Below are 21,157 nucleotides of genomic sequence, written 5' to 3'. Positions count from 1 at the left end.
ACGCGCTATGGCGAAGGGGAGGGGTGCTTGCCGCCGGTCAGCGATTCGAGCGCGGCAATCAGATCGGTCTCGACGCGGTCCTTGTCGACGCCGGATCGGTGCAGCGGTCCCGCGCCGTCTTCCAGTTCGAGCAGCGCCAACAGCAGGTGTTCGGTGCCAATGTAGTTGTGGCCCAGCCGAAGTGCCTCGCGGAAGGTCAGTTCCAGCGCCTTGCGCGCCGGGCCGCTGAACGGTATGAGCTCGGGGATTTCGGCGGCCACCGGGGGCAGGCTGACGGCGGCTCGGATCGTGTCGGCGTCCACCTTCTGCAGGTTCAGCAGTACGGTCGCCAGGGCGGCCGGATCGTCGAGCAGGCCGAGCAGTAGATGATCGGGCGTGATCTCGCTGTTGCCGGCTTCGTGCGCGGCGTTCTGGGCCGCCACCACCGCGCCGCGGGCCCGCGGCGTGAAGCGCCCGAAGCCCTGCTCGGGGTCCAGCGTGGTGGGCTCGGCCCGGGGGACGAACCGCTTTTGGGCGGCCTGTTTGGTGACGCCCATGCTCTTGCCGATGTCGGTCCAGGAGGCTCCCGAGCGGCGGGCCTGATCGACGAAGTGCCCGATCAGGTGGTCGGCGATCTCGCCCAAATGCTCGGCGGCGAGGACGGCGTCGGCGAGCTGGTCCAGCACGTCCGGTTGCACCCGTTTGATGGCGTTGATCAGCTCGTCGAGGCGGACGGGATAGGCGATCGGGGTCGGTTCGGACATGCCGTCAACAGTAGGTTGACGACTGCTTCGTGTCAACCAGGGGTTGACGCAGTGTTCCGCTGTGTTTGGCATGCGGCGGCGCCCGCGCTCTGGCACGATCAGGGGGCCGTGAAACCGCTGCTCCTGACGTTGACGAGCCTTGCCGCCATGGTCGGCATGGCCGGGCCCGCGCGCGCCGATGGTAACGACGACGCGTTCATTGCCTCACTGCACGCGGCCGGCATCACCTTTCCGGACCCGGCCCCGGCAATAGGGGCCGGAAGATGGGTGTGCCAAGCGGTGGGCAAGGGCACGCAAATGGTGGACGTCGTCAAGACGATCCAAGCGCAGAACCCCGGGCTGCACGGGGACAACGCCGCTCGGTTTACCGCAATCGCGGCCAATGTGTACTGCCCGCAGGCGTTGTCGGCGAACGGCGGAAAGGTCGACAGCGGCTCGTAGCGGCGTGTCATTGGATTTTTACAAACGCGCCGGCGAACGGCCGGTTAACGAAACCTGTCGTCAACATTTCGCGTTTACGCTGCTGCGAACGGCGGCGCAGGTTGGGGATGGAATTTGGACTTCGTTCAGGCGCGGTTGATCGACCCGCTGAGCAACGCCCTCAATGGCCACGTCCTCGTTTATCTGCTCATCGGTGTCGGCATCTATTTCACGGTGCGCACCCGATTCATTCAGATCCGGTACTTTCCGCGCATGCTCCGCCAGCTCCGCAGATCCCACCGCCAAGACGGTGGGATCTCATCTTTTCAGGCCTTTTGCGTCGGCCTCGCCTCCCGAGTGGGCACCGGAAACATCGCCGGCGTCGCGATCGCCCTCACCGTGGGCGGGCCGGGCGCGATCTTCTGGATGTGGGTGGTGGCCGCGGTCGGCATGGCGACGGCGCTGATCGAGGCCACCCTCGCCCAGATCTTCAAAGTCCGCTCGGACGACGGCGCCTTCCGGGGCGGCCCCGCGTTCTACATCCAGCGCGGCCTGCACTCACGGACCGGCGGCGTCTTCTTCGCCGTGCTGCTGATGGTCACGTTCTCGACCGCGTTCAACATGGTGGAGACCAACGCGATCAGCGGCGTGCTGAAGTCGTCGCACGGTATCGACATCGGTTGGACGACAGTGGGTCTGGCCATGCTGGCGGCGTCGGTGCTCTTCGGCGGGGTGCGCAGCGTCGCCAATTTCGCGGAACGGGTCATTCCGGTTACCGCGCTGACATACGCGTTGCTGGCGTTGGCGAGCGTGGCGGTCAACATCACCGCGCTGCCGGGGGTCCTCGAGGAGATCGTCGGCGGTGCATTCGGAATCAGGCAGATGGCAGGCGGTTTCGCCGGCGGCGTCGCGACGGCCATGCTGACGGGGGTCAAGCGCGGCCTGTTCGCCTGCGAGGCGGGGATGGGCAGTTCGCCCAACATCGCGGGCTCCGCGACGGTGTCACATCCGGTGGAGCAGGGCCTGATTCAGTCGCTCGCCGTTTTCGTCGACACCATGGTGATCTGCACGGCAACCGCGTTCATCGTGCTCATGGCGGGTCCCGCCGTTTACGATCCGGCTCGCACCGGCTCGATTGCCGGCGCGAGTCTGACCGAGTCGGCGATCGCCGCCGGCCTCGGATCGTGGACCACCGTGGTGATGACCGCCGTGGTCTGCGTGTTCGGATTCGCCTCGGTGCTCAGCAATTACGTCTGCGCCGAGGCCAACCTGTTCTTCCTGGGTGGCCGGCACCTGGCGACCAACGTGCTGAAACTCGTGACGCTGGGGGCGATCGTGTTCGGCGCGATGTCTCAGCTCAAGCTGGTCTGGGCGTTCGCCGACCTGACAATGGCGCTGATGGCCATCGTCAACCTGGTGGCGATCTGCCTGTTGAGCAAGTGGGCGTTCGCGACGGTGCGGGACTTTCACCGTCAGTCCGTACGCGGCATGCATCCCGTCTTTATCGCCAGCGAGGCCGGACTGCCCGGTGTTCTCGCCGGCGACATCTGGGTGGTCCCGGAGCGGCGGCAGGTCGGTGCGCTGCCCAAGTCGTTGCGGATGAGCCGGCCCGCGGCCTAGCCCTCGCGCCGATTGCCAGCCGGCGCCAGGCAATAGGCTATGTGGCCATGCGCGTCGATTCGGGGCCGCTGACAGCGGCCGCCCTGGTCCAGACCTGGCACCGGGACCTGACCTCCGCGGCGGTGATCGTGCTGGTGGCCGCCGTCTACGCCTGGTGTTACCGGCGCGGCGAGCGACCGGTCCGGCCCGCGCAGGTCGTGTGCTTCGGGGTCGGCGTGGCGTTGTGGGCGCTCGCGACGATGAGCGCGATCGGCTCCTACGCCTACGCCCTGTTCTGGATGCGCGCTCTGCAGGTCCTGCTGCTGCTTTACGTCGTGCCCTTCTTCATCGCGCAGGGCAAGCCGGTCACCGTCGTGCGCGATGCGCTCGGTCCGGCCGGGCGTGACCGCCTCGACCGGCTGTTGGCGACCGGGTTCGCGCGCATGCTCGCACACCCGCTGACGACGTCGCTGGCGATGCTGGGGACGCCGTGGCTGCTGTACCTGACGCCCTGGTACACCGCGGCCCTCGAGAACGAATGGATCGGTGCGCCCACCCGAATCTTGCTGGTAACGGTGGGTTTTGGGTATTTCTACGCTCGGCTGCAAGCGGACCCCGTTCCCCGCAGGTACTCCCAGGCGATCTCGTTGCTGATCACCGTCGGCGAGGCCCTCGGCGACGGCGTGTTGGGACTGGTCATCTGGCAGGGCTCGCTGATCGGCGCGGCGTACTACGCAGGGTTGCACCGATCGTGGGGCCCCGATCTTCGGCTGGATCAGACGATCGGCGCCGGCGTCCTGTGGATCCTCGGGGACCTCGTCGGCTGGCCGTTCGTGCTATTGCTGATGCGCGCGCTGTCCCGCGACGAGAAGGCGCACGCGGTCGCAGTCGACGCCGAGTTGGACGCGGCGGAAGTGGCCGAGAGCGAAAGTCCGGCGCCGTCGGGATTGTGGTGGGAGAACGACCCCGAACTGCGCGAGCGGTTCCGGCGCCGCTAGGTTTCCCGGGATGCGAGCGGGGCGCGATTCTGAGACGATGGCGAAGCCATGAGACATCTCCGGGGGGTGGCAATCGTCGTCGCCGCGATCGCCCTGGCGGCGCCGGCGTACGCCGACCAAGACCCCAACGCCGACCCGGCCACCGACGCCGACTTCCTTACCGCGCTCAGATTCGCCGCGATCACCTACCAGGATCCGAACGCCGCGATATCGGCCGCCAAAACGCTGTGCCAATTGGAGGACACGGGATCGTCCGAGGACGAAATCATCGGAAACCTACAGCAACGCAACGGGTTTACGGAAAGCGGCGCCGCCAAGTTCACGGTGATCGCGGTCGGCGCCTACTGCCCCAAATACATCACCGGCGAGGGTCGCGGCCCCAAGCCCGAGGGCGCGGTCGGCGACTAGCCTCAGCTAAACCGCGCGCCCCTCGATGACGCTGAACCGCGACGCGGTGTCCACCACGCCGACCATTTCGAAACCGGCCTCGTCGAACAGGCGGCGGTACTCGTTGGCGGTGCGTTCCCGGCCGTCGTTGATGATCAGCATTTCCATGTCCGTCCACTTGGCGACCGATGCGCTGCCGTCTTCGGGGATGACCGTCTCGACGAGCAGCAACGCGGCGCCGGGCGCCGCAGCCGACCGTACGTTCCGCAGGATCTGAATGGACTCGTCGTCGTCCCAGTCGTGGATGATGTGCTTGAGGACGTAGGCGTCGGCACCCTGCGGGACGCCATCGAAAAATGAGCCCTCGGCGAGCCGAACCCGTTCCGCGACATGGCTTTCCCGCAGCAGTGCCGGCGCTCCCGCGATCACTTCGGGCAGGTCGTACAGCACGGCTTGGGCGTCCGGTGCGGACGCCAGGATCGCGGCGAGCAGCCGCCCGTGGCCGCCGGCGACGTCGACGATCGTGCCGAATCGCGTGAAGTCGTAGGCGTCGACGACCGGTCCGATCGACAACCCGGACAGGCCCGTCATGGCGTCGTTGAAGATCTGGCCGAATTCGGGCTCGTCGCCCAGGTAGTCGAAAAAGCCCTTGCCGCGCAACGCCGGAACGACGGCGCTGCCCGTCGTGATCGCCTCGGTCAGCAGGCTCCAATGCTCACGGTGTTGCCGCGCGCCGATGAAGCGCGCCATCGGCGCCATCGACACCGGGACATCGGAGCGCAACAGGTCGGCCAGCGGACTCAGCTCGTAGCGCCGGTCGTCGCGTTGCGCGAAGATGCCCTTGCCGATCAGGGCGCGCAGCAGCCTGCCGAGCGCGTCGGGATCGGCCCCGATCTTGCCCGCCAATTCGTCGATGGGCAGGGGACCGGCCGCCAGAGCGTCCGCGACGCCCAAGTCTGCGACGGCGGTGATGCCCTGCGAGACCCAGGCGGCGAGAATCAGCTCCTGCATCACCTCCGCGGGGGAAGCGGTCCGCGGGTCGGGTGAAGTCATGTGCGCCCTTAAGGGCGGTGGGAACTAAAACTCAACGGAGTCTTACACGGATCGCCGCGTTTTTGCGCTGTTCCCCGCCGCGATGCGCGCGAGACTCGCCATCCGCTATGTTGCGCGAGACGTCGGCAACTGACGACCACATCGAAAAGGGGCCAAGAGTGACGAAGGTATCGACGGTGGCCGCAGGCTTTGCGGCGAGCACCCTGATGGTCGGCGCGGCCGTCACGGCGTGCGGGAGTGACAAGTCGTCGAGCCCGTCGTCGTCAACGTCATCGTCGACCTCGACGTCCGCCGCGCCCTCGTCGTCCGCGGCACCGACATCGAGCAGCGGTGCCGCCCAGCCGTCCGACTACAGCAGCTTGCTGATCAAGCCGACCGACATCGTGGTGCCCGGCGACACCTTCACCCTGATGCAGACGCTGCCCGTCTCGAACCCGGCGGGAACCGAAGGCGTGTTCATGAATCAGGGCGGCTCCCGCAAGGTCGACGACACCATCTACGTCTACCCCGACGCCGGCGCCGCGTCGCAGGCGCTCGACCAGAGCGCCAAGGGGATTCAGGAGCTGAGCGTGAAGGCAGCGCCGACGCCGGCCGACGTGGGAACGGGCGGCCAGATGGCGGTGGGGCCGTCGCCGGACGGCTCGAAGTCGAAGGCGATCGTGATGTTCACCGAGGGCAAGGTCTTCACGGTCCTCGAGTTCGAAAGCGGACCGAACGATCCGCTGCCACCGGACTTCGTCCTCGATCTCGGGAAGAAGCAGGATGCCGCCATCAAGAGCGGGCTGCCCGCGTGAAGGCCGTCGGAGGGTGGGGCCGGCGGTGAGAACCGGTTTGGCCGCGCTCGGTGCGGCCGGGTTCTTGGGCTGCGGCGCCGCGCGGGCGGTGACAGCGCGGATACAGCGCAACCCCGACCCCTTTCCGCGCGAACGGCTTATCGCCGAACCAGACGGTGAGCGGGTCTTCATCGACCGCCCCGATGGGACGGTGCTGCACGCGTTGGCAGCGGGCCAAGGGCCGCCGGTGATCCTCGTCCACGGCTACACCGCGAGGATCCTCGAGTGGAACCTTGCGTGGGATGAACTGCAGGCCCGGGGCTTTCGCGTCATCGCGTTCGATCAGCGTGGCCACGGGCGATCCACTCTCGGCTCCGACGGGATCGGATCCGAGCAAATGGCGGCCGACCTTGCCGCGGTGCTACGGCACTTCGACGTTCACGACGGGGTGCTCGTCGGCCACTCGATGGGCGGGTTCGTCAGCATCCGCGCCGTGCTTGACCACGCCGACGTGGCGCCGCGGTTGCGCGGGCTGGTGCTGTTCGCCACCTGGGCGGGTCGGATCCTGGATGGGGCGCCGCAGAACCGCCTGCAGATCCCACTGCTACAACACGGCATCCTGCAAAGGCTGGTACGCAACGAGACCGTCGCGATGCCGTTCGGTGCCGCGCAATGCGGGAAGCGTCCTTCGCCGGCGATGATCGCGGTGTTCATGGAGCTCTTCAACCAGCACCTGGACGAACACGGGCCGCTGCTGCCGATGGTGCGGGCCTTCTCTCGTGAAGATCGATACCCGCGGCTCGGCGAGATCGCGGTACCGACCGTGGTGATGGTGGGCTCCGCGGATCGCACAACGCCGCAAAGCCATTCGAGCCGGCTCGCCGGGGGCATTCGCGGCGCGCGGCTCGTCACGGTACCCGAGGCGGGACATCTGTTGAACTGGGAAGCGTCCGACGAACTGATCAAGGTCGTGGAATCGTTTCCGGCACAACGGAGTTAGGCGGCCCGCGCGATCCAGCTGAAATTTAGCATCTCGGGGATTTGTGGTGCCAGCGCGGCGGCCACGCGGCGACCGATCTGATCTGCCTCTGCGAGTGGGGTTTTCGGGTCGAGGAAGCCTTCCACCTCGACCCGCAGGGTGCGCCCGGTCCAGCGGGCCCGGGCGTGCGCGTGGATGACGCCGGGAACCGTGGCGGCCGCGGTTTCGGCCGTCGTGATGATTTCGGGCTCGACGCCGTCGAGCAACCGGTGCGCGATGTCGGCGGTCACCTCCCAGCCGACGTGGCAGATGAACGCGGTGACGACGATTCCGGCGACCGCGTCCGCCCAGCCCCAGCCGAGCGCCACGCCGATCAGCCCGAGCATCGCCCCGGCCGAGGACAGCGCGTCCAGCCGGGAATGCTTGGCGTCGGCCACCATGGTCGCCGAGCGAATCCGCCGGCCCACCACCAGCTTGTAGCGGGCCACCAGCTGATTGCCCGCGATGCCCACCGCCGCGGCGCCGATGCCCCAGCCCACGTGTCCCGTTCCGCCATGACGGAGCAGCTTCGTGACGCTCTCGAAGCCGGCGACCACGGCGCTGCCCCAGATCACCACGGCCACGCCGATGCCGGCGAGGTCCTCGGCGCGTTCGTAGCCGTAGGGATAACGCTCGGTGGGGACTTTGCGGGATGCCCGGAAACCGACGAACACCAGGGCACTGGTCGAAACGTCCGACAGGTTGTGCAGCGCGTCGCCGAGCAGGGCCACCGATCCGGACACCAGCGCGATGGCCAATTCGATGAGGCCGGTCAGCGCCAATCCGACGGCACTGACGGCGATGGCGCGGTTGGCCTGGCGGCGCTCGCCCGCATCGTCTGCCACGGTCTCGAGGGGGAAGCTCGCCGCCGGGTCGCGGACTCCGTTGATCACATGCATACCGCTAAGAATGCCCGCGTGAGCGGCGTGACTCAACCCGACGCCCGGACGGTGCCGCATAGCGCTGTCCAGCAATGACTTCGGCTGCGGCCATACCCTGTGGACGTGCAATAACCACCGTGAGTTAGGTTCCGTCCGTGAAGTTCGTGCTGGCCGGTTATGGAAGCCGGGGCGATGTCGAGCCCTGTGCCGCGGCCGGCCGGGAGCTGCTGCGTCGCGGTCACGACGTGTGCATGGCGGTCTCGCCCGACAAGATGCCCTTCGTTGAGGCGGCGGGGCTCACCGCGGTCGCCTACGGGCCGGACACGCGCGAGCGGATGAACTCGGCCGCGAATTTCGTCCGCAAGGTTGCCAACCCGATCAGTGCGTTGCCCGAAGTCATGGAGCACCTCACGCGGGTTTGGGCGGACAAAATCGCCACGTTGGCGTCGCTGGCGAAGGACGCCGATCTGCTATTGGCCGGCATCAACGAGCAGGAGCTGGCCGCCACCGTCGCCGAGTATTGCGACATTCCACTGGCCGCCCTGCACACTTTCCCCGCGCGGGTGTTGTCCACCGGGGTGCTGTATTCGAACATGATGAAGGACGTTGCGGCGGCCCAGCGCCGTGCGCTCGGCCTGCCGGAGGTGATCTCGCCCGCGTCGCCGCTGGAGATCCAAGCGTACGACGAGCTCTGCTTGCCCGGACCTGCCGCCGACTGGGTGGGACCGGATGGGCGACGGCCCTTCGTCGGCGTGCTGACGCTCGAATTGCCGACGGAGACCGACGACGAGACCTTGTCGTGGATCGCCGCGGGCAACCCGCCGATTTGCTTCGACTTGGGCAGCACACCGATCTCGTCGCCGACGGAGCTGGTCGCCATGATCGGCGGGGCCTGCGCGCAGCTGGGGGAGCGGGCGCTGATTTGCCGCGGCCCCAACGACTTTGCCGATGTCCCGCGTTTCGATCACATCAAGGTGGTGCAGGCGCTGAACCACGCGGCCACCCTTCCAATGTGCCGCGCGCTGGTCCACCATGGGGGGCCGGGCACCATGGCCGCAGGCCTACGGGCCGGTCTTCCCGCATTGGTCCTCTGGGTCTGGCTCGATCAGCCCGTCTGGGCGGCCGGCGTCGAACGGCTGAAAGTCGGTGTCGCGCGGCAATTGTCGGCGGCCACCCAGGAGTCGCTGGTCGCGGACCTGCGTTCCATACTCGCTCCCGACTACGCCGTTCGTGCCTGCGACGTCGCCGCCCGGATGACCAAATCCGGCGAAAGCCGCGCCCGCGCAGCCGATCTCCTCGAGAACGCGGTCCGCGCGGGGCGCTAAGGCTGATCGGCGATAACCGCCCGAGTTGCGTCTAGCTGTCGCCTATTCCAAGCTTGTGAAATCACCCACGCGGCAGAGCGGAAAAGCATATGGTCGACACCATGTCTTACCCGGTCGCGAGACGAACCAGGATCCGCCGATCTGCGGGCGGGATAGCGTTGAAATTCGTCTCCGGTCTCATTCGTCCTGCGGTGGTGATCGGAATTATGGCGGCTCTGATCGCGCCAGCTGATACGCACACTGTGGCGCCGCTGACGTGCGGGATTACGTGGACGCGGACGGGCGGCGTATATATCTTCGAACCCGACTGTCCGCGTCAGCCACCGCCCGCACCGCCCCCGCCGAGCGGCCCGCCACCTGGTCCCGGCGGACCACCGGATCCGCCGCCAACTCCGTAAGCGCCGCGGCGTTCGACGATCGGCGCAGCGCCGCGGCCAATTACGCCTGGACTCACCTAGGTGTACCCGGTTCGCGTCGTTGATGGTCTCGATGTCACGCACGCGGCGGACCGCCAGAGTCGCGCGGCGAGATCCCGTCATGGAAGACTTCCGCTCGTGGCATACGACGTTCACATCCGAACCGCTGACGGCGGTGTCCAGTACCCCAACGCATTGGGCTACGACATCAAAGACGGAATCCTCATGGTCGAGGTCGGCGACGACGTCGATCACTTGGACAAGATCTACTTCGCCCCCGGCTACTGGCAGCAGTACGCCGTCGACCCTTACAGCGATGACCCCCTCGACTTGGAACTCGATGTCTTCGATGACGAAGACGAAGAGGACTACGAAGACGACGACGTCGAGGAAGAACACGACCACGAGGACGACGAATAGGCATCGTTTCGGTTGGTGATCTCAGTGACGTCGGTCACCATCACCGCAGATTTGGGCAGCACTTCCGTGGCTCGCGCGTTGCACGAAATGGTCGTCGCATCAGACGGTGACCCGAGTCGGAGCGAGGCAGACATGCGGCACATCACGACCACGATCAGCGCAAACCACGGCACCCACGACTCGGAGGCCGCTCTGTTCTGGATCTTCGCCGGCCTCATCATGGTGATCGCTTTCGGGGACGCTGTGGCCGTACTGGCCGTGGCGGTCGCGATCGTGACCGCGGTCGCGTGGATCTATCGGAAAGTTGAACGCCGCCGGGAGCGAAACGACGCGCATACGGCTCCGGTGACTCATCTTCGCCGGGAGCTGACGGGTCGACACGACAGGACTTCGGCGCACGCCTTTTTGCATCGCTCCCACGCCGCGTAGCCGAACCCACAACCTCTTTGCGGTGCGGTTCCAAGTCGGATTGTTTACCCAACGACGCCAAAGGGATGCCAGACAATAGTCGTGCAAAATGCGACTATTCAGCTCTCCATTATCTGCTTTTTGCCGGCTTTAACTGGCGGCGACGTCAAGGCCGAGAAGAAGCGCAGCGCGTCAAATGTCCTCACTTCGCTGGCGGGCCACGCCACCTTGGACCCGAGAAACGTCGCGTTCGGGGAGTTGGATCCATGGTGAGAATCGCGCATGCGACCTATTGCCCCACGCAGCGGTGCTGGGCCCCGCACTGCTGAGCGGTCCCCTTGAGCTGGGCTATACCAGTCCTTTTTCCGGTCAGAAGCGTTCCGCGATGGCGCCGCATATGGGTATAAAAGGGGTATACGTCCAACATTATGGCCCCGCACTCTAGTTCCGAAGTTGTTGCGGACCCAAAGGGGAAACCGATGGCCCCAAACGGTCTAAGGAGTCTCGCCGGCTTATGCGCCGCGCCGCTCGCGATCGCCCTGTCGCTTGGCCCAACTGCCTTTGCCGACCCTCCGTCCTGGAACGGCACGTACGCGATCACGTTCATGGTTGGCCCGAAGTCCGGAACTAGCATGGCCGTCGGCGACCCCGAGGTGCAGCACACCGATACCTATGGGTTCCGCTCGAGTTGTACGAGCGGAAAATGCGTCGCCACGATCATTAGCGGCCCTCCGCCGAGCAATCCGACGGTTCCGCAACCGGTGCAATTCACCTGGGATGGGTCGTCCTGGAAGCAAGTCAGCGATTTCCAATGGGACTGCATGATGCCCGACACCACGATCCAGTGGAATCCGGCCCGAGCCGAGGTGCGATACACGCCCCAATCCGACGGGTCGCTTTCCGGCACGATGCACACCGAGATCTTCAGCGGCGCGTGCCAGGGCACGATCGACATGGACATGAAGGCCGAGCGGGCGTGAAAGCAGTTTGGTAGGCCACGAGAGCTATAACGACAGCCACCAGCAAACCGGTAAAGCGTTGCGCCGCAAAGCAATTCGTATAGCTGATTGCGCTGTGCAGCAACGCATTTCAATGTTTGGCGCCCTTGAATGCCCTTTGCCTGCGCCATACTGGGCGATAGTATGTGACCATGCGTTTCACCTATGTCGCCGCGGCGGTCGGCATGGCTACCGCCCTGTTGATTGCCCCGGTTGTGCCGATCGGAGCGCCGTCCGCTCACGCTGATCTCAGCGGTTTCCGTCGTTGCGTGGGAAACATCCAGGAACTCCCGCTGGGGGAACCCGACCCACAAAGTGTGCAGCGCGCTCGACTTATTGAGCAGGACCTCAAATCTGGTGCTTCCCCTTCGGCAGAAGCTCAGAAGGTAGCGCAGATGGGTTTCGACCCGAACACTGCCGGCGTGGTTGTGCAGTGTGTCATCGAGGAGAACCCGTAGGAAAGTCCGGGCGAAACGGGAGAGCGCCCCTCCGATTCTGAAAGCCGCCCACACAAGGTGCGGTTGGCGGGACCTTGCCCTGTTGGTCCAGCGATAGCAGTTTTGTTCCCCTGCATTGAAGGCTGCGCAATCAGAATTGAACTCGCCCGGAACTAAAGGTGAACGGCGGGTTGAACTTTGGATTTGACGATCAGAACTCCCGATCTCGTGGGAACCCTCGATGGTGGAAACCTTCGACGCGTTGCTCGGGGCCTCGTGTCGTTCCGAGGTGATGTGAAGCCTTGAAAGTGGTGGGGAAATGACCAAGAAGATATGTGAGTTCATGTTCGGCGCCCTACTGGCTCTGACGCTGGTACCCACAGCCGTCGCCAGCGCCGACAACAAGGACGCGGAATTCGCCAGGTACCTCGAGTCGGACGGCATCCACCTTGGAACACCGTCCCAGACCGCGAATATGGGGCGCGCGATGTGCCAAGATCTTGACGCCGGGTACACCCAGAACGACGAGGTGACCCAACTGACACAACGACTAAGCCAGGACCAGGCCAAACTGTTCGTCCTCGCTGCCACCGCGGAATACTGCCCGGAAAAGCACAAGTCCTAACGCCCAACTGGTGGGTGCCGTATAAGTAGTCGGCCCCCACTAGGCCAGGTCACACGGGCCACGATTTTTAGGTCTATCTATCGCCTTGACCTGCGAAAACTGTGGTGCGCGATACTGGGATTGAACCAGTGACCTCTTCCGTGTCAGGGAAGCGCTCTCCCGCTGAGCTAATCGCGCCTGGGGGGTCAAATTTGGAGGTGGAGACGGGAATCGAACCCGTGTGCACGGCTTTGCAGGCCGTTGCCTCACCACTCGGCCACTCCACCGCTGGGGATTGATGCCACTTGCACCTTCGAGCGGACGACGGGATTCGAACCCGCGACCCTCACCTTGGCAAGGTGATGCGCTACCAACTGCGCTACGTCCGCGCGCAACGGGCGAGATCGTCGCCCGGTGCGAAGCACGACGATAGTCCACCTGAGCGGGCACGCACAAATCTCTTGGTTACGTTGCCGGTCTAGGCTAGCGCGCCCGGCGACGCACGCGGAGGCTTCGGCGACGTCCGCTTCGTGCTACCCTTCGACGTCGTTCCCCCTCGGTGTCGGGTCCCGTGGCTCAGTGGAAGAGCGTCCGCTTCACACGCGGAAGGTCGCTGGTTCGATCCCAGCCGGGACCACCATCATCAGTGCAGCTAGTGGGCACAGACGCATCATTTGACACCACTCGTGGCCGGGCCTTCGGCCCTTTCATGCGGCCAATATGCGGCCAAGTCGCGGATTGGCCGCACGGCGGAAGATCGCCGACCACGGGGCGACGAACAAACTTCCATCGGGCCGCTTCGTCAAACGAGCGCGTGTCAGGCGACGACTACTCGGGATGGCTCGCCAGCCACATCGCACGAGGCGAGAACGCAGTCGTGCGGCCATCGGCCCACTTTTGGTCGAGCGCTGTCGGTCGCTGACCCCGCGGCCAGAGTCGCGGCGGCGAGGTCTACCACCGCTAGAAGTCGTTTAGCGAGTCGAGCGCCGCGGCGATATTGTCCAGCTCGTCGTCAAAGAGGTCGGCGTACGTGTGTGCGGTGACGGTCACGGAGGCGTGGCCCATCGCTTTCTGGAGCAGGCGAAGGTTGAACCAACCCGGGTTTCTTGCGCACTTCCGTCTGAGGGAAGGATGGCACGATGCCGAGCAAGTACGACGAGGACACCAAGGCCAAGGCGGTGCGGCTGGTCCGCGAGCACGCCGACGACTATGACTCGGAGTGGGCGGCGATGTCCGCGATCTCGGCCCGGTTGGGGATGAGCGCGGAGACGCTGCGTAAGTGGGTGCGCCAGGCCGAGGTCGACGCATGTGAGGCCGCGGGGGTGCCCAGCGAGACCTCGCGTGAGCTGCGCGAGCTGCGCCGGAAGAACCGCGAGCTCGAGCAGACCATCGAAATACTCAAGGCCGCAATAACTTTCTTCGCGCGGGAGTGTGACCCGCTGCACCGTTGATCTGTGCGTTTGCCGATGGACGGCGGCGGGTTTGGCTATACCGCGTTCGTCATCGACGCCTATGCCGGGTTGATCCCTGGCTCGGAATGCTCGCTGACCAAGAACACCGCGTTCGTCGAACGCGCGATCCGCGCCGCGGCGATGTATCGAGCCCGGGGAGGACACCCCCTGACCGGTGACACGATCCATCACTCGGACGCCGGATCTCAATACACCGCAATATATTTCACCGAGACGTTGATGCTGGCCGGGCTGATCCCGTCGATCGGCACGGTCGGGGATGCCCTCGATAACGCGCTGGCCGAAACCACGATCGGACTGTACAAAACCGAGTGCGTCCGCCACGGTTCGCCGTTCCGCACCGGACCGATACGCACCCTGGCTGACCTGGAATACGTCACCTCGGCGTGGGTGCACTGGTACAACACGAGCAGGCTGATGCACCGTCTTGGCCGCCGTCCTCCGACGGAAGCCGAGGCCGAGTACTACGCTCAACTCCAGGTCGGGCAGCACACCGATCACACGTAACGAGGTGTGCAGAATACCCGGGTCGCTTCAATCAGTCGACCTGTGCACCAGCTAGCTTGACTCGAACATCATTGCGTTAACGCGCAATAGGCGCATAGGCCAGTCGTCGGCGATACTATCGAGTCTCAATCAGGTTCTGCCGCAGCGTGATAACGAATACGTCGACGTTTACAGGTAACCCGGCGTATTAGCTCGCCGTATTCTGCCGCTCCGCGGTCGACGCCCGCTAGCGCGCGGGCCGGGCAATGTATTGGGTATTTGCGAACATGCAGCAGTCTACCGGTAAAGCCGCATATTCGATTCCGTCGTATTCGGCACTCGGAGGGGGAGTCGGCCCGATGCTCACCACCAGCTGATGGTGTGCCCGAACACACACTCTTACCCTGCCCACCAGGACTTACAGTTAGCTGTGACGTCAGCCGAGAACGCCGACTGGGACACGCTTGTGGCAAAGTGTCAGGCCCTGGGCCTACGCGGCGATGAGTTGTACGACGAAATCCTGCGTACGGCTACCAAACCCCAAGTGAAAGGACCATTGCCGCCCCTGCCGCCGGTTCGTCAGGGGCCACCGGCTGAAGAAGTTCACTACCCGTTGTCGGAGCCCGAGTTCGTTAGGCAACCCACCGCCGACGGCGGGTCGGAGGTTTGGCAGATTGTGCGCTACGACGAACCCGACGTGGGCCTGATGCCGGCCAAGATCTACCTCAACGGCTTCCGGCTCCTGTGGACCGATTCCGGGGTGCCCGCCGAGACTCCGCTGCCGCCAGACATCGAGGACGTCATAATCCTCTATGGTCCAACGGTTTTCGGCGACGTGTTGATCTGCTTGACTGGACAATCTGATCAGATGGCGTAGGTATGCCTCAGCCCGTGCACGAGAGCTCCGCGCGCGCGTTGACCGTTCAAGCCAGCCCTCTTGAAGGCCCGGAGCACGCGATATTGGAGCACGCCCCGGGTGATTCGATGGCCGTCACTACCGACGAACAACGCAGCAGTCGCCGGCCACGCCCCGATCCCGACGCTGGGGCCTCGACGCTTCGTGTCGGCGGGGAACCGGACAGCACGGGAGTCCAGATAGCATTCCACAACCTCGATCAAGCCCTCTTCCACCGGGATTCGGCGATCCTTGTTGCCCTTACCGCGGACCTGGATGACGCCGCCACCCTCGGTGGTGGTGCGGATGTCACCGACGTTGGCGTGGAGCAGCTCGTCGGCCCGAAGTCCCGCCAGCACCGCAATCAGCACCAGCGCCGCGTCGCGTTCGGGCCAGTCGCTGCGCCGCGGCGAACCGCTGTCGGCGTCGATCGCTTTCAGCAGCCCCGAGACCGTCTCGGAGCCAAGCCCCTTCGGCAACGATTTGGGAACCTTGGGGCGACCGATCAATGGCATCGGATTGGCGTCGAGGAGCTCGGCGGTGAACAGGAAGCTGCACAACGTGTTCCACGTCGACCAGCAGCGCCGGATCGAGGCCGCCGAGTGGGTGTCGGCGTAGGCGGCGAACGCCGCCCGCATCGCCTCCTTCGTGATCGCAGCGGGTGTCAGCTCGCCGATCCGTGCGCGATCGGCGGCCAACAGCTCGGCGATGGCGGCAAAGTCCTGCAGGTACGCCTTGGCGGTGTGCGGCGATGGCTTGCGGACCGCGCGATCGGCCAGAAACGCCGAGAACCACTGCGGAAAGCCCGGTTCCAGGAGCGCGGCGTCGTCATCGGATCTACGAGACGTCTTCGCCATGGACCCTATGATCGCACCAACTTCGCGGATATCACGGATCCGCTCGCTATGTGAGCTGTGTGGGCGGCAGGCGGCCGGGTGTCGACCACCATGGCGATGGGACGGTTTGAGCAGGTCTTAGCCACGGTCATGGGACCACCCGTTTGCCAGTGATGGGACCACCGGCGTGTCGCGCCCGGGGTTGCTCGATTACTGGGTCGGATCGCTCCAGGTGGCGCACCCGGATACTAGGAATCGCCGGAGCCCTAGCGCCCCTCGTCGGGCGCTGCTTTTGCCGCGCCCTTCGAGCACGACGGCGGTGATGACGAGCTGCGCCTTCGACATGGCCGACCTCCCCGGCGTAACGAGGTGTCAGCTATGTCTCGAGACAGCTGCCGTGAAATCAGACACTGTCACGCATGATGGGGTGTCTGCGGCCAAACTCGAACGTCAAAACTCCCGTCGGAAATAGAGAAAGTGCGTGAGTTCTACAAATCTGCCCCCCGGACCATGAGTCGTACCACCGCAGGTTGCGTTGTGCAGCTCCCACCCCCTTTCGTGTTGTGTCCACTCTTTGAGGGTCTCGTCAAGCTTGTCGGTCTTACACCAGGTAACTCTGTACTCGTGAGCCATAACCATCGACGATAGGCGATTTTGCGCCCAAATTATGGAGTCGTTTGACCGTGATCTCGGGAGTCGTTGCGGCGGCTGTGCCTCTGACCGGACCCCGTGAATTGGTCCACGACCAACCGATCGGGGTCAGGCCACACGTCTTGCTCGTGCACGCGGATACCGCTCCCGCTACGCGCAATACAGCGACCCAGACTCACCTTAAGGACGATTAGCTCTCACAGCCCAGCGCGCGGGATAGCCCGTCGATTGCGGCCCATGTCGTCGCGTCCGACGTGCGACCGTAAATGTCGCCAGTGATGCTGATTGAGCTATGCCCGAGCAGATCGGCAACGCCCTTGATGTGGAGCCGTTGCTTCCAGCCAGGCGACGGCGGCACTGTGTCGCAGGGTGTGTACGCCGACATCTTTGACACCGGCTTTGGCGGCGGCGATCTTCGATAGTTCGCAACACGTTGCGTGGCCACGACCGGTCCGCCGAACTCTGTGGTGAACACAAGGACGGTGTCGGTCCAATGGATTCCCAGCGTGCAATCGCTCGGCGGTCTGCGTCGCCTTGTGCGCTTTGAGCATCGTCACGATGGCAGGCGAGATCGGAACGGTGCGCCGGGATCGCGGCGACTTGGGTTCGGTGATGACCAGCTCATCGCATACCCGGCCAAGCGCTGCCGTCACCTTCTGTGTTCCGTCCGTCGAGTTGACATGCCCCAGTGCAGCCCGAGAGCTTCACCACGGCGCAACCCGGTGGCTTGGCTGACCGGAATCGCTGAGGGATTCGCCAGCACCGCCGACGCCGGCTGCGTCACCGGCCCCACCCTGCCTGAAGAACAACGGAACAGAACGACACCCAGACACCGGTACTCGCCGCTCAACTGTTCTCGAGGACCTTGCCCGGCCACATACCCTCACGTGCCTCACGTGTCCGACATCTAAAAATGGTAAACAACAAGCGCTTTCGCAAAAACAAGTACAGATAACTTACGCCACCGAACTGGCCAACACCAACATCAGCGTATATACGCTCATGAAACTCCTTGGGCACGAATCCATGGCGACTTCTCAGCACTACGTCATCAGCGCCGGCTCAGAGACGAAAGCCGCGGCCGCCCAGAACCCTCTCGACGATCTTGCCAGCGACCCGAGCGCAGCGGGGCGAAGTGGATCCAGGCAATCCGGGCCAAATGAGGCGCATTCGACTGAGCCGCAATGACACTGGTCACACCGGCACCACGTCGACCAGGTCGCGGAGCCCGTCAAAGTCGCTGGCGTTGCGGGTGTAGAGCCGGGCGGAGTGAGCGTGGGCGGTCGCCGCTATCAGCAGGTCCATCGATCGTGCTCGCGGCTGGCGTCCCGCGTCAACGACGGCGGCCGCCACCTGGCCATAGCTCGCCGCCACGGCGTCATCCACAGGCAGTGCGTCGAACTTACGCTGAACGACCAGCAGCCGGCGCAGCCGCTCAGAGCGCACTTTTTGTTGATTCGCCACGAGAACCCCAAAGTGGAGTTCGGCCAATGTGATTGCGCTGATCGCCAGCTCGCCATCAAGGGGCTGGACATCCATCGCAATGACCACGCTGGTGTCGAGAACCGCTGCTGCGGTTCGAAGCGGACTTCGATCGGCATGGACCGGAGTTCAGTTACGCGTTGCGTGCCGGTGCGCCGTTGATGGCTGGGTGGACGGTCCTGCTGATGTGGGCGGACCGGCGCCCGATGGAGCGGCGCGCGGTGTTGTCGATCACCGTCATCCCGGTCATCCCTCCATCTACTGACAACAACGACTCAAGCTGCCGCTTCAGGTGAGCAGCGACCTTCCATACCAGTCGTGTTCGCCGGTCAGCCCGGGCAGGGCGAAGAAGTACCCACCGCCGAACGGCTGAACGTAGTCGACGAGCGGTTCGTCGTTGAGCCGCTGCTGGACGGTTTCGAACTGCCGCTCCACGTCCTGCTGGAAGCACACGAAGACGTGGCCGGATTGCAAGTTGCCGTTCTTGTCGACACCCAGGTCGTAGTTGTACGACCGCCGAAGTAACCGCTGGTTGTCGGTATCGGCCGTGCGGGGGTTCGCGAGCCGGATATGGGCGTCGAGCGGGATCGTCTTGCCCTCGACGTCGGCGGCGTAGTTGGGCGTGTCGAACTCGTTGTTGCCATCGAGTGGGGCGCCGCTGTGACGGCGCCGGCCGAACATCAACTCCTGCTCGTTGATCGACACGCGGTCCCAGAACTCGACGAGCATGCGAATCAGCCGGACCACCCCGTAGCTGCCGCCGTGGGTCCAGGCAGGTTCGGCCGGATCGGTCACCCAGATCAGGTTCTCCGCGTCAGTCGAGACCGGGTTGCCGGTACCGTCCTTGAACCCGAGCAGGTTGCGACCGGTACCCGCCGGGCGCGGCGGCGAATTGTATCCGTCGATCCGCCAGCGGATCTGCATGAACCCACGGACAGCACGCATGATGTCGCGCAGGGCATGGTGCACGGTATCGGGATTGTGCGCGCAGAACTGCAGTAGCACATCGCCATGCGTCCATTCCGGATCTGGAAAATCGTTGGGGAACAAAGTCATTGGCTTGAGCTTGGCGGGCTTGCGATTGCCAAGACCGTACCTGTCGTCGAACAGGCTGGCGCCTACCCCGACGGTGACGGTCAGGCCGTCAGCGGGGATGAGCGGCCCGACTACCCCACTGTCAGCGGGCGGCGAAGCGATGCCCAACTCCGGGGGCGTGCCGCCCGAGGCCAGAACCCGGGCCCGCTCGGTGAGCGTCATCAGCGCCCGCGAGAGCGTGTCCTTGTCCTTGGCGGTGACATCGAGGGCGACATGACAGGCGAAGTTCTGCTTCTGCGCTGGGGCCGGTGTGAGGATTCCCGCCTGGTGGGCGCCGTGGAAGGGGTACTGCTTGGCAGGGGCGGCCACGGTGATCGCGTTGGCGTCAACCGCCATTCCCTCGACGAGCACGGTACCGGTGATCGCGGTTCCGGCGGTACCGACGGCGGCGCCACGCAGGAAATGCCTACGGCTCACATCCATGTCTGGTGGTTCCTAACGGCGTGGCGGGAGTTCGATGAGCAGTGGTACGGACGCCAGCTTCTCCAACGCTTGTCCCAGCGCCGCATCGACAGCGCGCCGCTTCTCCGGCGGGACTTGCGCCGACGGGACCCAGCGCCCGCCCAGTTGGGCCCCATGCAACGCCGCGTCCAGCGTGTCGAGTTGAGATCCGGTTTCGCCCAACACCTTCGGTGCACGTGTGGTGATCAGCGGCGCGAACTGTTCCAACACGGCCCTGGTGGCCTCGACGGACGCGGAGGTTTCTGCATACTCGGTTCCCGCGCCTTGATCGGTGTAACCCATCAACTGGAACCGCTGCATGTCTTCGAGGATCTCCTGCGGCCTCTTGGTCTGATCGGCTGACTCGGGCATCGCATCTCCCAGGCCGGCCCGCAGTTTGGCGACCTCGCCGGATAGCGCGTCGGCGACCGGTGTCAACTGTGTGGCGGGTTGGCCATGCCACAGCCCGAACTCGAGACGGCGAAGGCCCTTGAAGTCGGGATCGTTCACGCCGCCGGGCAGACCATGCGGAAGGCCGGCGATGGCATCGCCGTAGCCCTTGAAACTTCCGTACGCCGCGCCGACCCTATTCCAGGTCAGCATTGCCGACGTCCAATCGGCCTGGGCAGCAGCGGGATTCCCAGCACCGAGGTGGGCCCGGATCCGCTGCACCTGATCGGCCAGTGTTGCGAGCAGTCCGTCGACATACCTCTGGTACGCCTGCATCGCCGGCTTCAGATCGTCCTCGGTGACCCGCACAACCGGTGCTGGCGCATTCGGAACAGATTGCCCACTGACTTGTTTCGCCGGCGAACTGGTGCCCGGTTTGCCTGCTAACAGACAGGTGAACTTGTAGGTGCCAGCCGTCAGCGTGGCCGACATCGGCGCGCTGGTGGCCGGGCCCAGGGTCTCGATCTCGGCAACCACACCGTTGTTGGCGTCCACGAGGTTGACCTCGCCAGTCTTGCCGGACTTGTTGACCACGGTGAATGTCTGACTGCCGGACCGCGCCATCGACCAGTCTTCGGCACAGCTCGATGCCGTCACCGTCACCCGGGTGGCCTGGGAGGCACTAGATCCGGGTAACAGGGCGATGACCGCCGCCGCCAGCACAGCCGGCACCACGACCACCGCCGCCGCCACGGCCAGAGGCCTCCGGGCGATCAGCCGGCTGAAAGTCGAAGGTTGCGGCTCGTGCTCGGGGTTTCCGTGCCCGGTCTGGGCCGGTGCGGGCGTCTGCCGCGACGACCGCAGAAACGCAGGAATGACGACCGCAAGGTAGCCGACCCACGCCAGCACCTGGAGCACGGTCATCCGCG

19 protein-coding genes, 4 tRNA genes and 3 pseudogenes are annotated in these 21,157 nt (G+C 65.0%); 16 read left to right on the top strand and 10 right to left on the bottom strand.

What is annotated here, in order from left to right; all coding sequences use genetic code 11:
* Positions 1–5 precede the first annotated feature (5 nt).
* Positions 6–743 carry a Clp protease N-terminal domain-containing protein gene (locus JWP83_RS04995; protein WP_297726657.1) on the bottom strand — a complete coding sequence of 246 codons (738 nt, stop codon included), beginning with the start codon at positions 741–743 and terminating at the stop codon, positions 6–8.
* A 108-nt stretch (positions 744–851) separates the two neighbouring features.
* Here JWP83_RS04995 and JWP83_RS04990 point away from each other — a divergent pair, with 108 nt between their 5' ends.
* The 4 genes from JWP83_RS04990 to JWP83_RS04975 all read left to right on the top strand — a co-directional run bounded on the left by JWP83_RS04990 (position 852) and on the right by JWP83_RS04975 (position 4,168).
* Positions 852–1,184, top strand: coding sequence for a DUF732 domain-containing protein (locus JWP83_RS04990; protein WP_297726655.1), 333 nt, complete (start codon positions 852–854; stop codon positions 1,182–1,184).
* Positions 1,185–1,298: 114 nt separating this feature from the next.
* The gene (locus JWP83_RS04985; RefSeq protein ID WP_297726652.1) at positions 1,299–2,783 is read left to right on the top strand and encodes a sodium:alanine symporter family protein; all 1,485 of its coding nucleotides are present in this window, start codon (positions 1,299–1,301) and stop codon (positions 2,781–2,783) included.
* Positions 2,784–2,830: 47 nt separating this feature from the next.
* Positions 2,831–3,760 carry a cytochrome c oxidase assembly protein gene (locus JWP83_RS04980; RefSeq protein ID WP_297726649.1) on the top strand — a complete coding sequence of 310 codons (930 nt, stop codon included), beginning with the start codon at positions 2,831–2,833 and terminating at the stop codon, positions 3,758–3,760.
* 48 nt (positions 3,761–3,808) lie between these two features.
* The gene (locus JWP83_RS04975; protein ID WP_297726647.1) at positions 3,809–4,168 is read left to right on the top strand and encodes a DUF732 domain-containing protein; all 360 of its coding nucleotides are present in this window, start codon (positions 3,809–3,811) and stop codon (positions 4,166–4,168) included.
* Between the two features lie 6 nt (positions 4,169–4,174).
* Here the strand turns inward: JWP83_RS04975 and JWP83_RS04970 are convergent, their stop codons facing one another.
* Complete coding sequence (locus JWP83_RS04970) at positions 4,175–5,200, bottom strand: methyltransferase (protein WP_297726644.1); 1,026 nt, start codon at positions 5,198–5,200, stop codon at positions 4,175–4,177.
* A gap of 158 nt (positions 5,201–5,358) precedes the next feature.
* On the opposite strand from JWP83_RS04970, the gene JWP83_RS04965 reads away from it, so the two are divergent.
* Together JWP83_RS04965 and JWP83_RS04960 are read left to right on the top strand one after the other, a co-directional pair.
* Complete coding sequence (locus JWP83_RS04965) at positions 5,359–5,994, top strand: hypothetical protein (protein ID WP_297726641.1); 636 nt, start codon at positions 5,359–5,361, stop codon at positions 5,992–5,994.
* 25 nt (positions 5,995–6,019) lie between these two features.
* Positions 6,020–6,973 (top strand): alpha/beta hydrolase, encoded by a 954-nt coding sequence (locus JWP83_RS04960; RefSeq protein ID WP_297726639.1) that lies wholly within the window; start codon positions 6,020–6,022, stop codon positions 6,971–6,973.
* Here the strand turns inward: JWP83_RS04960 and JWP83_RS04955 are convergent.
* Positions 6,970–7,890: a cation diffusion facilitator family transporter gene (locus JWP83_RS04955; protein ID WP_297726637.1), complete on the bottom strand. Its 921-nt coding sequence runs from the start codon at positions 7,888–7,890 to the stop codon at positions 6,970–6,972. The two genes, JWP83_RS04960 and JWP83_RS04955, sit on opposite strands and share 4 nt — an antisense overlap.
* Positions 7,891–8,027: 137 nt before the next feature.
* On the opposite strand from JWP83_RS04955, the gene JWP83_RS04950 reads away from it, so the two are divergent.
* The 6 genes from JWP83_RS04950 to JWP83_RS04925 all read left to right on the top strand — a co-directional run bounded on the left by JWP83_RS04950 (position 8,028) and on the right by JWP83_RS04925 (position 12,501).
* Positions 8,028–9,197 (top strand): glycosyltransferase, encoded by a 1,170-nt coding sequence (locus JWP83_RS04950; protein ID WP_297726634.1) that lies wholly within the window; start codon positions 8,028–8,030, stop codon positions 9,195–9,197.
* A gap of 554 nt (positions 9,198–9,751) precedes the next feature.
* On the top strand, positions 9,752–10,033 hold the full coding sequence (locus JWP83_RS04945) for a hypothetical protein (protein ID WP_297726632.1): 282 nt from the start codon (positions 9,752–9,754) through the stop codon (positions 10,031–10,033).
* Positions 10,034–10,057: 24 nt separating this feature from the next.
* Positions 10,058–10,462, top strand: coding sequence for a hypothetical protein (locus tag JWP83_RS04940; RefSeq protein ID WP_297726629.1), 405 nt, complete (start codon positions 10,058–10,060; stop codon positions 10,460–10,462).
* Positions 10,463–10,920: 458 nt separating this feature from the next.
* Positions 10,921–11,421, top strand: a complete 501-nt coding sequence (locus JWP83_RS04935; RefSeq protein WP_297726627.1) for a hypothetical protein — start codon at positions 10,921–10,923, stop codon at positions 11,419–11,421.
* Positions 11,422–11,591: 170 nt separating this feature from the next.
* Positions 11,592–11,897 carry a hypothetical protein gene (locus JWP83_RS04930; protein WP_297726625.1) on the top strand — a complete coding sequence of 102 codons (306 nt, stop codon included), beginning with the start codon at positions 11,592–11,594 and terminating at the stop codon, positions 11,895–11,897.
* Between the two features lie 298 nt (positions 11,898–12,195).
* Positions 12,196–12,501, top strand: coding sequence for a DUF732 domain-containing protein (locus JWP83_RS04925; RefSeq protein ID WP_297726622.1), 306 nt, complete (start codon positions 12,196–12,198; stop codon positions 12,499–12,501).
* A 102-nt stretch (positions 12,502–12,603) separates the two neighbouring features.
* On the opposite strand, the gene JWP83_RS04920 is transcribed toward JWP83_RS04925, so the two are convergent.
* From JWP83_RS04920 to JWP83_RS04910, 3 genes are all read right to left on the bottom strand, one after another.
* Positions 12,604–12,678 (bottom strand) — tRNA-Val (locus tag JWP83_RS04920).
* 15 nt (positions 12,679–12,693) lie between these two features.
* Positions 12,694–12,767: transfer RNA gene (locus JWP83_RS04915), tRNA-Cys, on the bottom strand.
* A gap of 29 nt (positions 12,768–12,796) precedes the next feature.
* A tRNA-Gly gene (locus JWP83_RS04910) sits at positions 12,797–12,869 on the bottom strand.
* A gap of 176 nt (positions 12,870–13,045) precedes the next feature.
* Between JWP83_RS04910 and JWP83_RS04905 the strand changes: the two genes are divergently transcribed.
* The 3 genes and pseudogenes from JWP83_RS04905 (at position 13,046) to JWP83_RS04895 (ending at position 15,315) form a co-directional block, all read left to right on the top strand.
* Positions 13,046–13,120, top strand: a tRNA-Val gene (locus JWP83_RS04905).
* Between the two features lie 499 nt (positions 13,121–13,619).
* Positions 13,620–14,459, top strand: a pseudogene (locus tag JWP83_RS04900) (integrase core domain-containing protein).
* A gap of 523 nt (positions 14,460–14,982) precedes the next feature.
* Positions 14,983–15,315 carry a hypothetical protein gene (locus JWP83_RS04895; RefSeq protein WP_297726619.1) on the top strand — a complete coding sequence of 111 codons (333 nt, stop codon included), beginning with the start codon at positions 14,983–14,985 and terminating at the stop codon, positions 15,313–15,315.
* On the opposite strand, the gene xerC is transcribed toward JWP83_RS04895, so the two are convergent.
* Positions 15,303–16,190, bottom strand: a complete 888-nt coding sequence (xerC, locus tag JWP83_RS04890) for a tyrosine-type recombinase/integrase (RefSeq protein WP_297726616.1) — start codon at positions 16,188–16,190, stop codon at positions 15,303–15,305. The two genes, JWP83_RS04895 and xerC, sit on opposite strands and share 13 nt — an antisense overlap.
* Before the next feature lie 1,578 nt (positions 16,191–17,768).
* Here xerC and JWP83_RS04885 point away from each other — a divergent pair.
* A pseudogene (locus JWP83_RS04885) lies at positions 17,769–18,008 on the top strand (hypothetical protein); the annotation flags it as partial.
* Positions 18,009–18,014: 6 nt separating this feature from the next.
* Here JWP83_RS04885 and JWP83_RS04880 read toward each other — a convergent pair.
* The 3 genes and pseudogenes from JWP83_RS04880 to JWP83_RS04870 all read right to left on the bottom strand — a co-directional run.
* Positions 18,015–18,374, bottom strand: a pseudogene (locus JWP83_RS04880) (type II toxin-antitoxin system VapC family toxin); the annotation flags it as partial.
* A gap of 216 nt (positions 18,375–18,590) precedes the next feature.
* Positions 18,591–19,820, bottom strand: coding sequence for an iron uptake transporter deferrochelatase/peroxidase subunit (gene efeB, locus JWP83_RS04875; RefSeq protein WP_297726613.1), 1,230 nt, complete (start codon positions 19,818–19,820; stop codon positions 18,591–18,593).
* Between the two features lie 12 nt (positions 19,821–19,832).
* The coding region (locus tag JWP83_RS04870) for an EfeM/EfeO family lipoprotein (protein WP_297726610.1) at positions 19,833–21,157 on the bottom strand (1,325 nt) is incomplete at its 5' end.

It is taken from the genome of Mycobacterium sp. (assembly GCF_025965855.1).
Classification (GTDB): domain Bacteria; phylum Actinomycetota; class Actinomycetes; order Mycobacteriales; family Mycobacteriaceae; genus Mycobacterium.
This window is presented reverse-complemented; position numbering and strand designations above follow the sequence as displayed.

Excerpts from the sequence above, each read along its gene's own strand:
- JWP83_RS04995 (WP_297726657.1), bottom strand. The coding sequence starts at position 743 with ATGTCCGAACCGACCCCGATCGCCTATCCCGTCCGCCTCGACGAGCTG.
- JWP83_RS04980 (WP_297726649.1), top strand. The coding sequence starts at position 2,831 with ATGCGCGTCGATTCGGGGCCGCTGACAGCGGCCGCCCTGGTCCAGACC.
- JWP83_RS04975 (WP_297726647.1), top strand. The coding sequence starts at position 3,809 with ATGAGACATCTCCGGGGGGTGGCAATCGTCGTCGCCGCGATCGCCCTG.
- JWP83_RS04970 (WP_297726644.1), bottom strand. The coding sequence starts at position 5,200 with ATGACTTCACCCGACCCGCGGACCGCTTCCCCCGCGGAGGTGATGCAG.
- JWP83_RS04955 (WP_297726637.1), bottom strand. The coding sequence starts at position 7,890 with ATGCATGTGATCAACGGAGTCCGCGACCCGGCGGCGAGCTTCCCCCTC.
- JWP83_RS04935 (WP_297726627.1), top strand. The coding sequence starts at position 10,921 with ATGGCCCCAAACGGTCTAAGGAGTCTCGCCGGCTTATGCGCCGCGCCG.
- JWP83_RS04930 (WP_297726625.1), top strand. The coding sequence starts at position 11,592 with ATGCGTTTCACCTATGTCGCCGCGGCGGTCGGCATGGCTACCGCCCTG.
- JWP83_RS04925 (WP_297726622.1), top strand. The coding sequence starts at position 12,196 with ATGACCAAGAAGATATGTGAGTTCATGTTCGGCGCCCTACTGGCTCTG.
- xerC (WP_297726616.1), bottom strand. The coding sequence starts at position 16,190 with ATGGCGAAGACGTCTCGTAGATCCGATGACGACGCCGCGCTCCTGGAA.
- efeB (WP_297726613.1), bottom strand. The coding sequence starts at position 19,820 with ATGGATGTGAGCCGTAGGCATTTCCTGCGTGGCGCCGCCGTCGGTACC.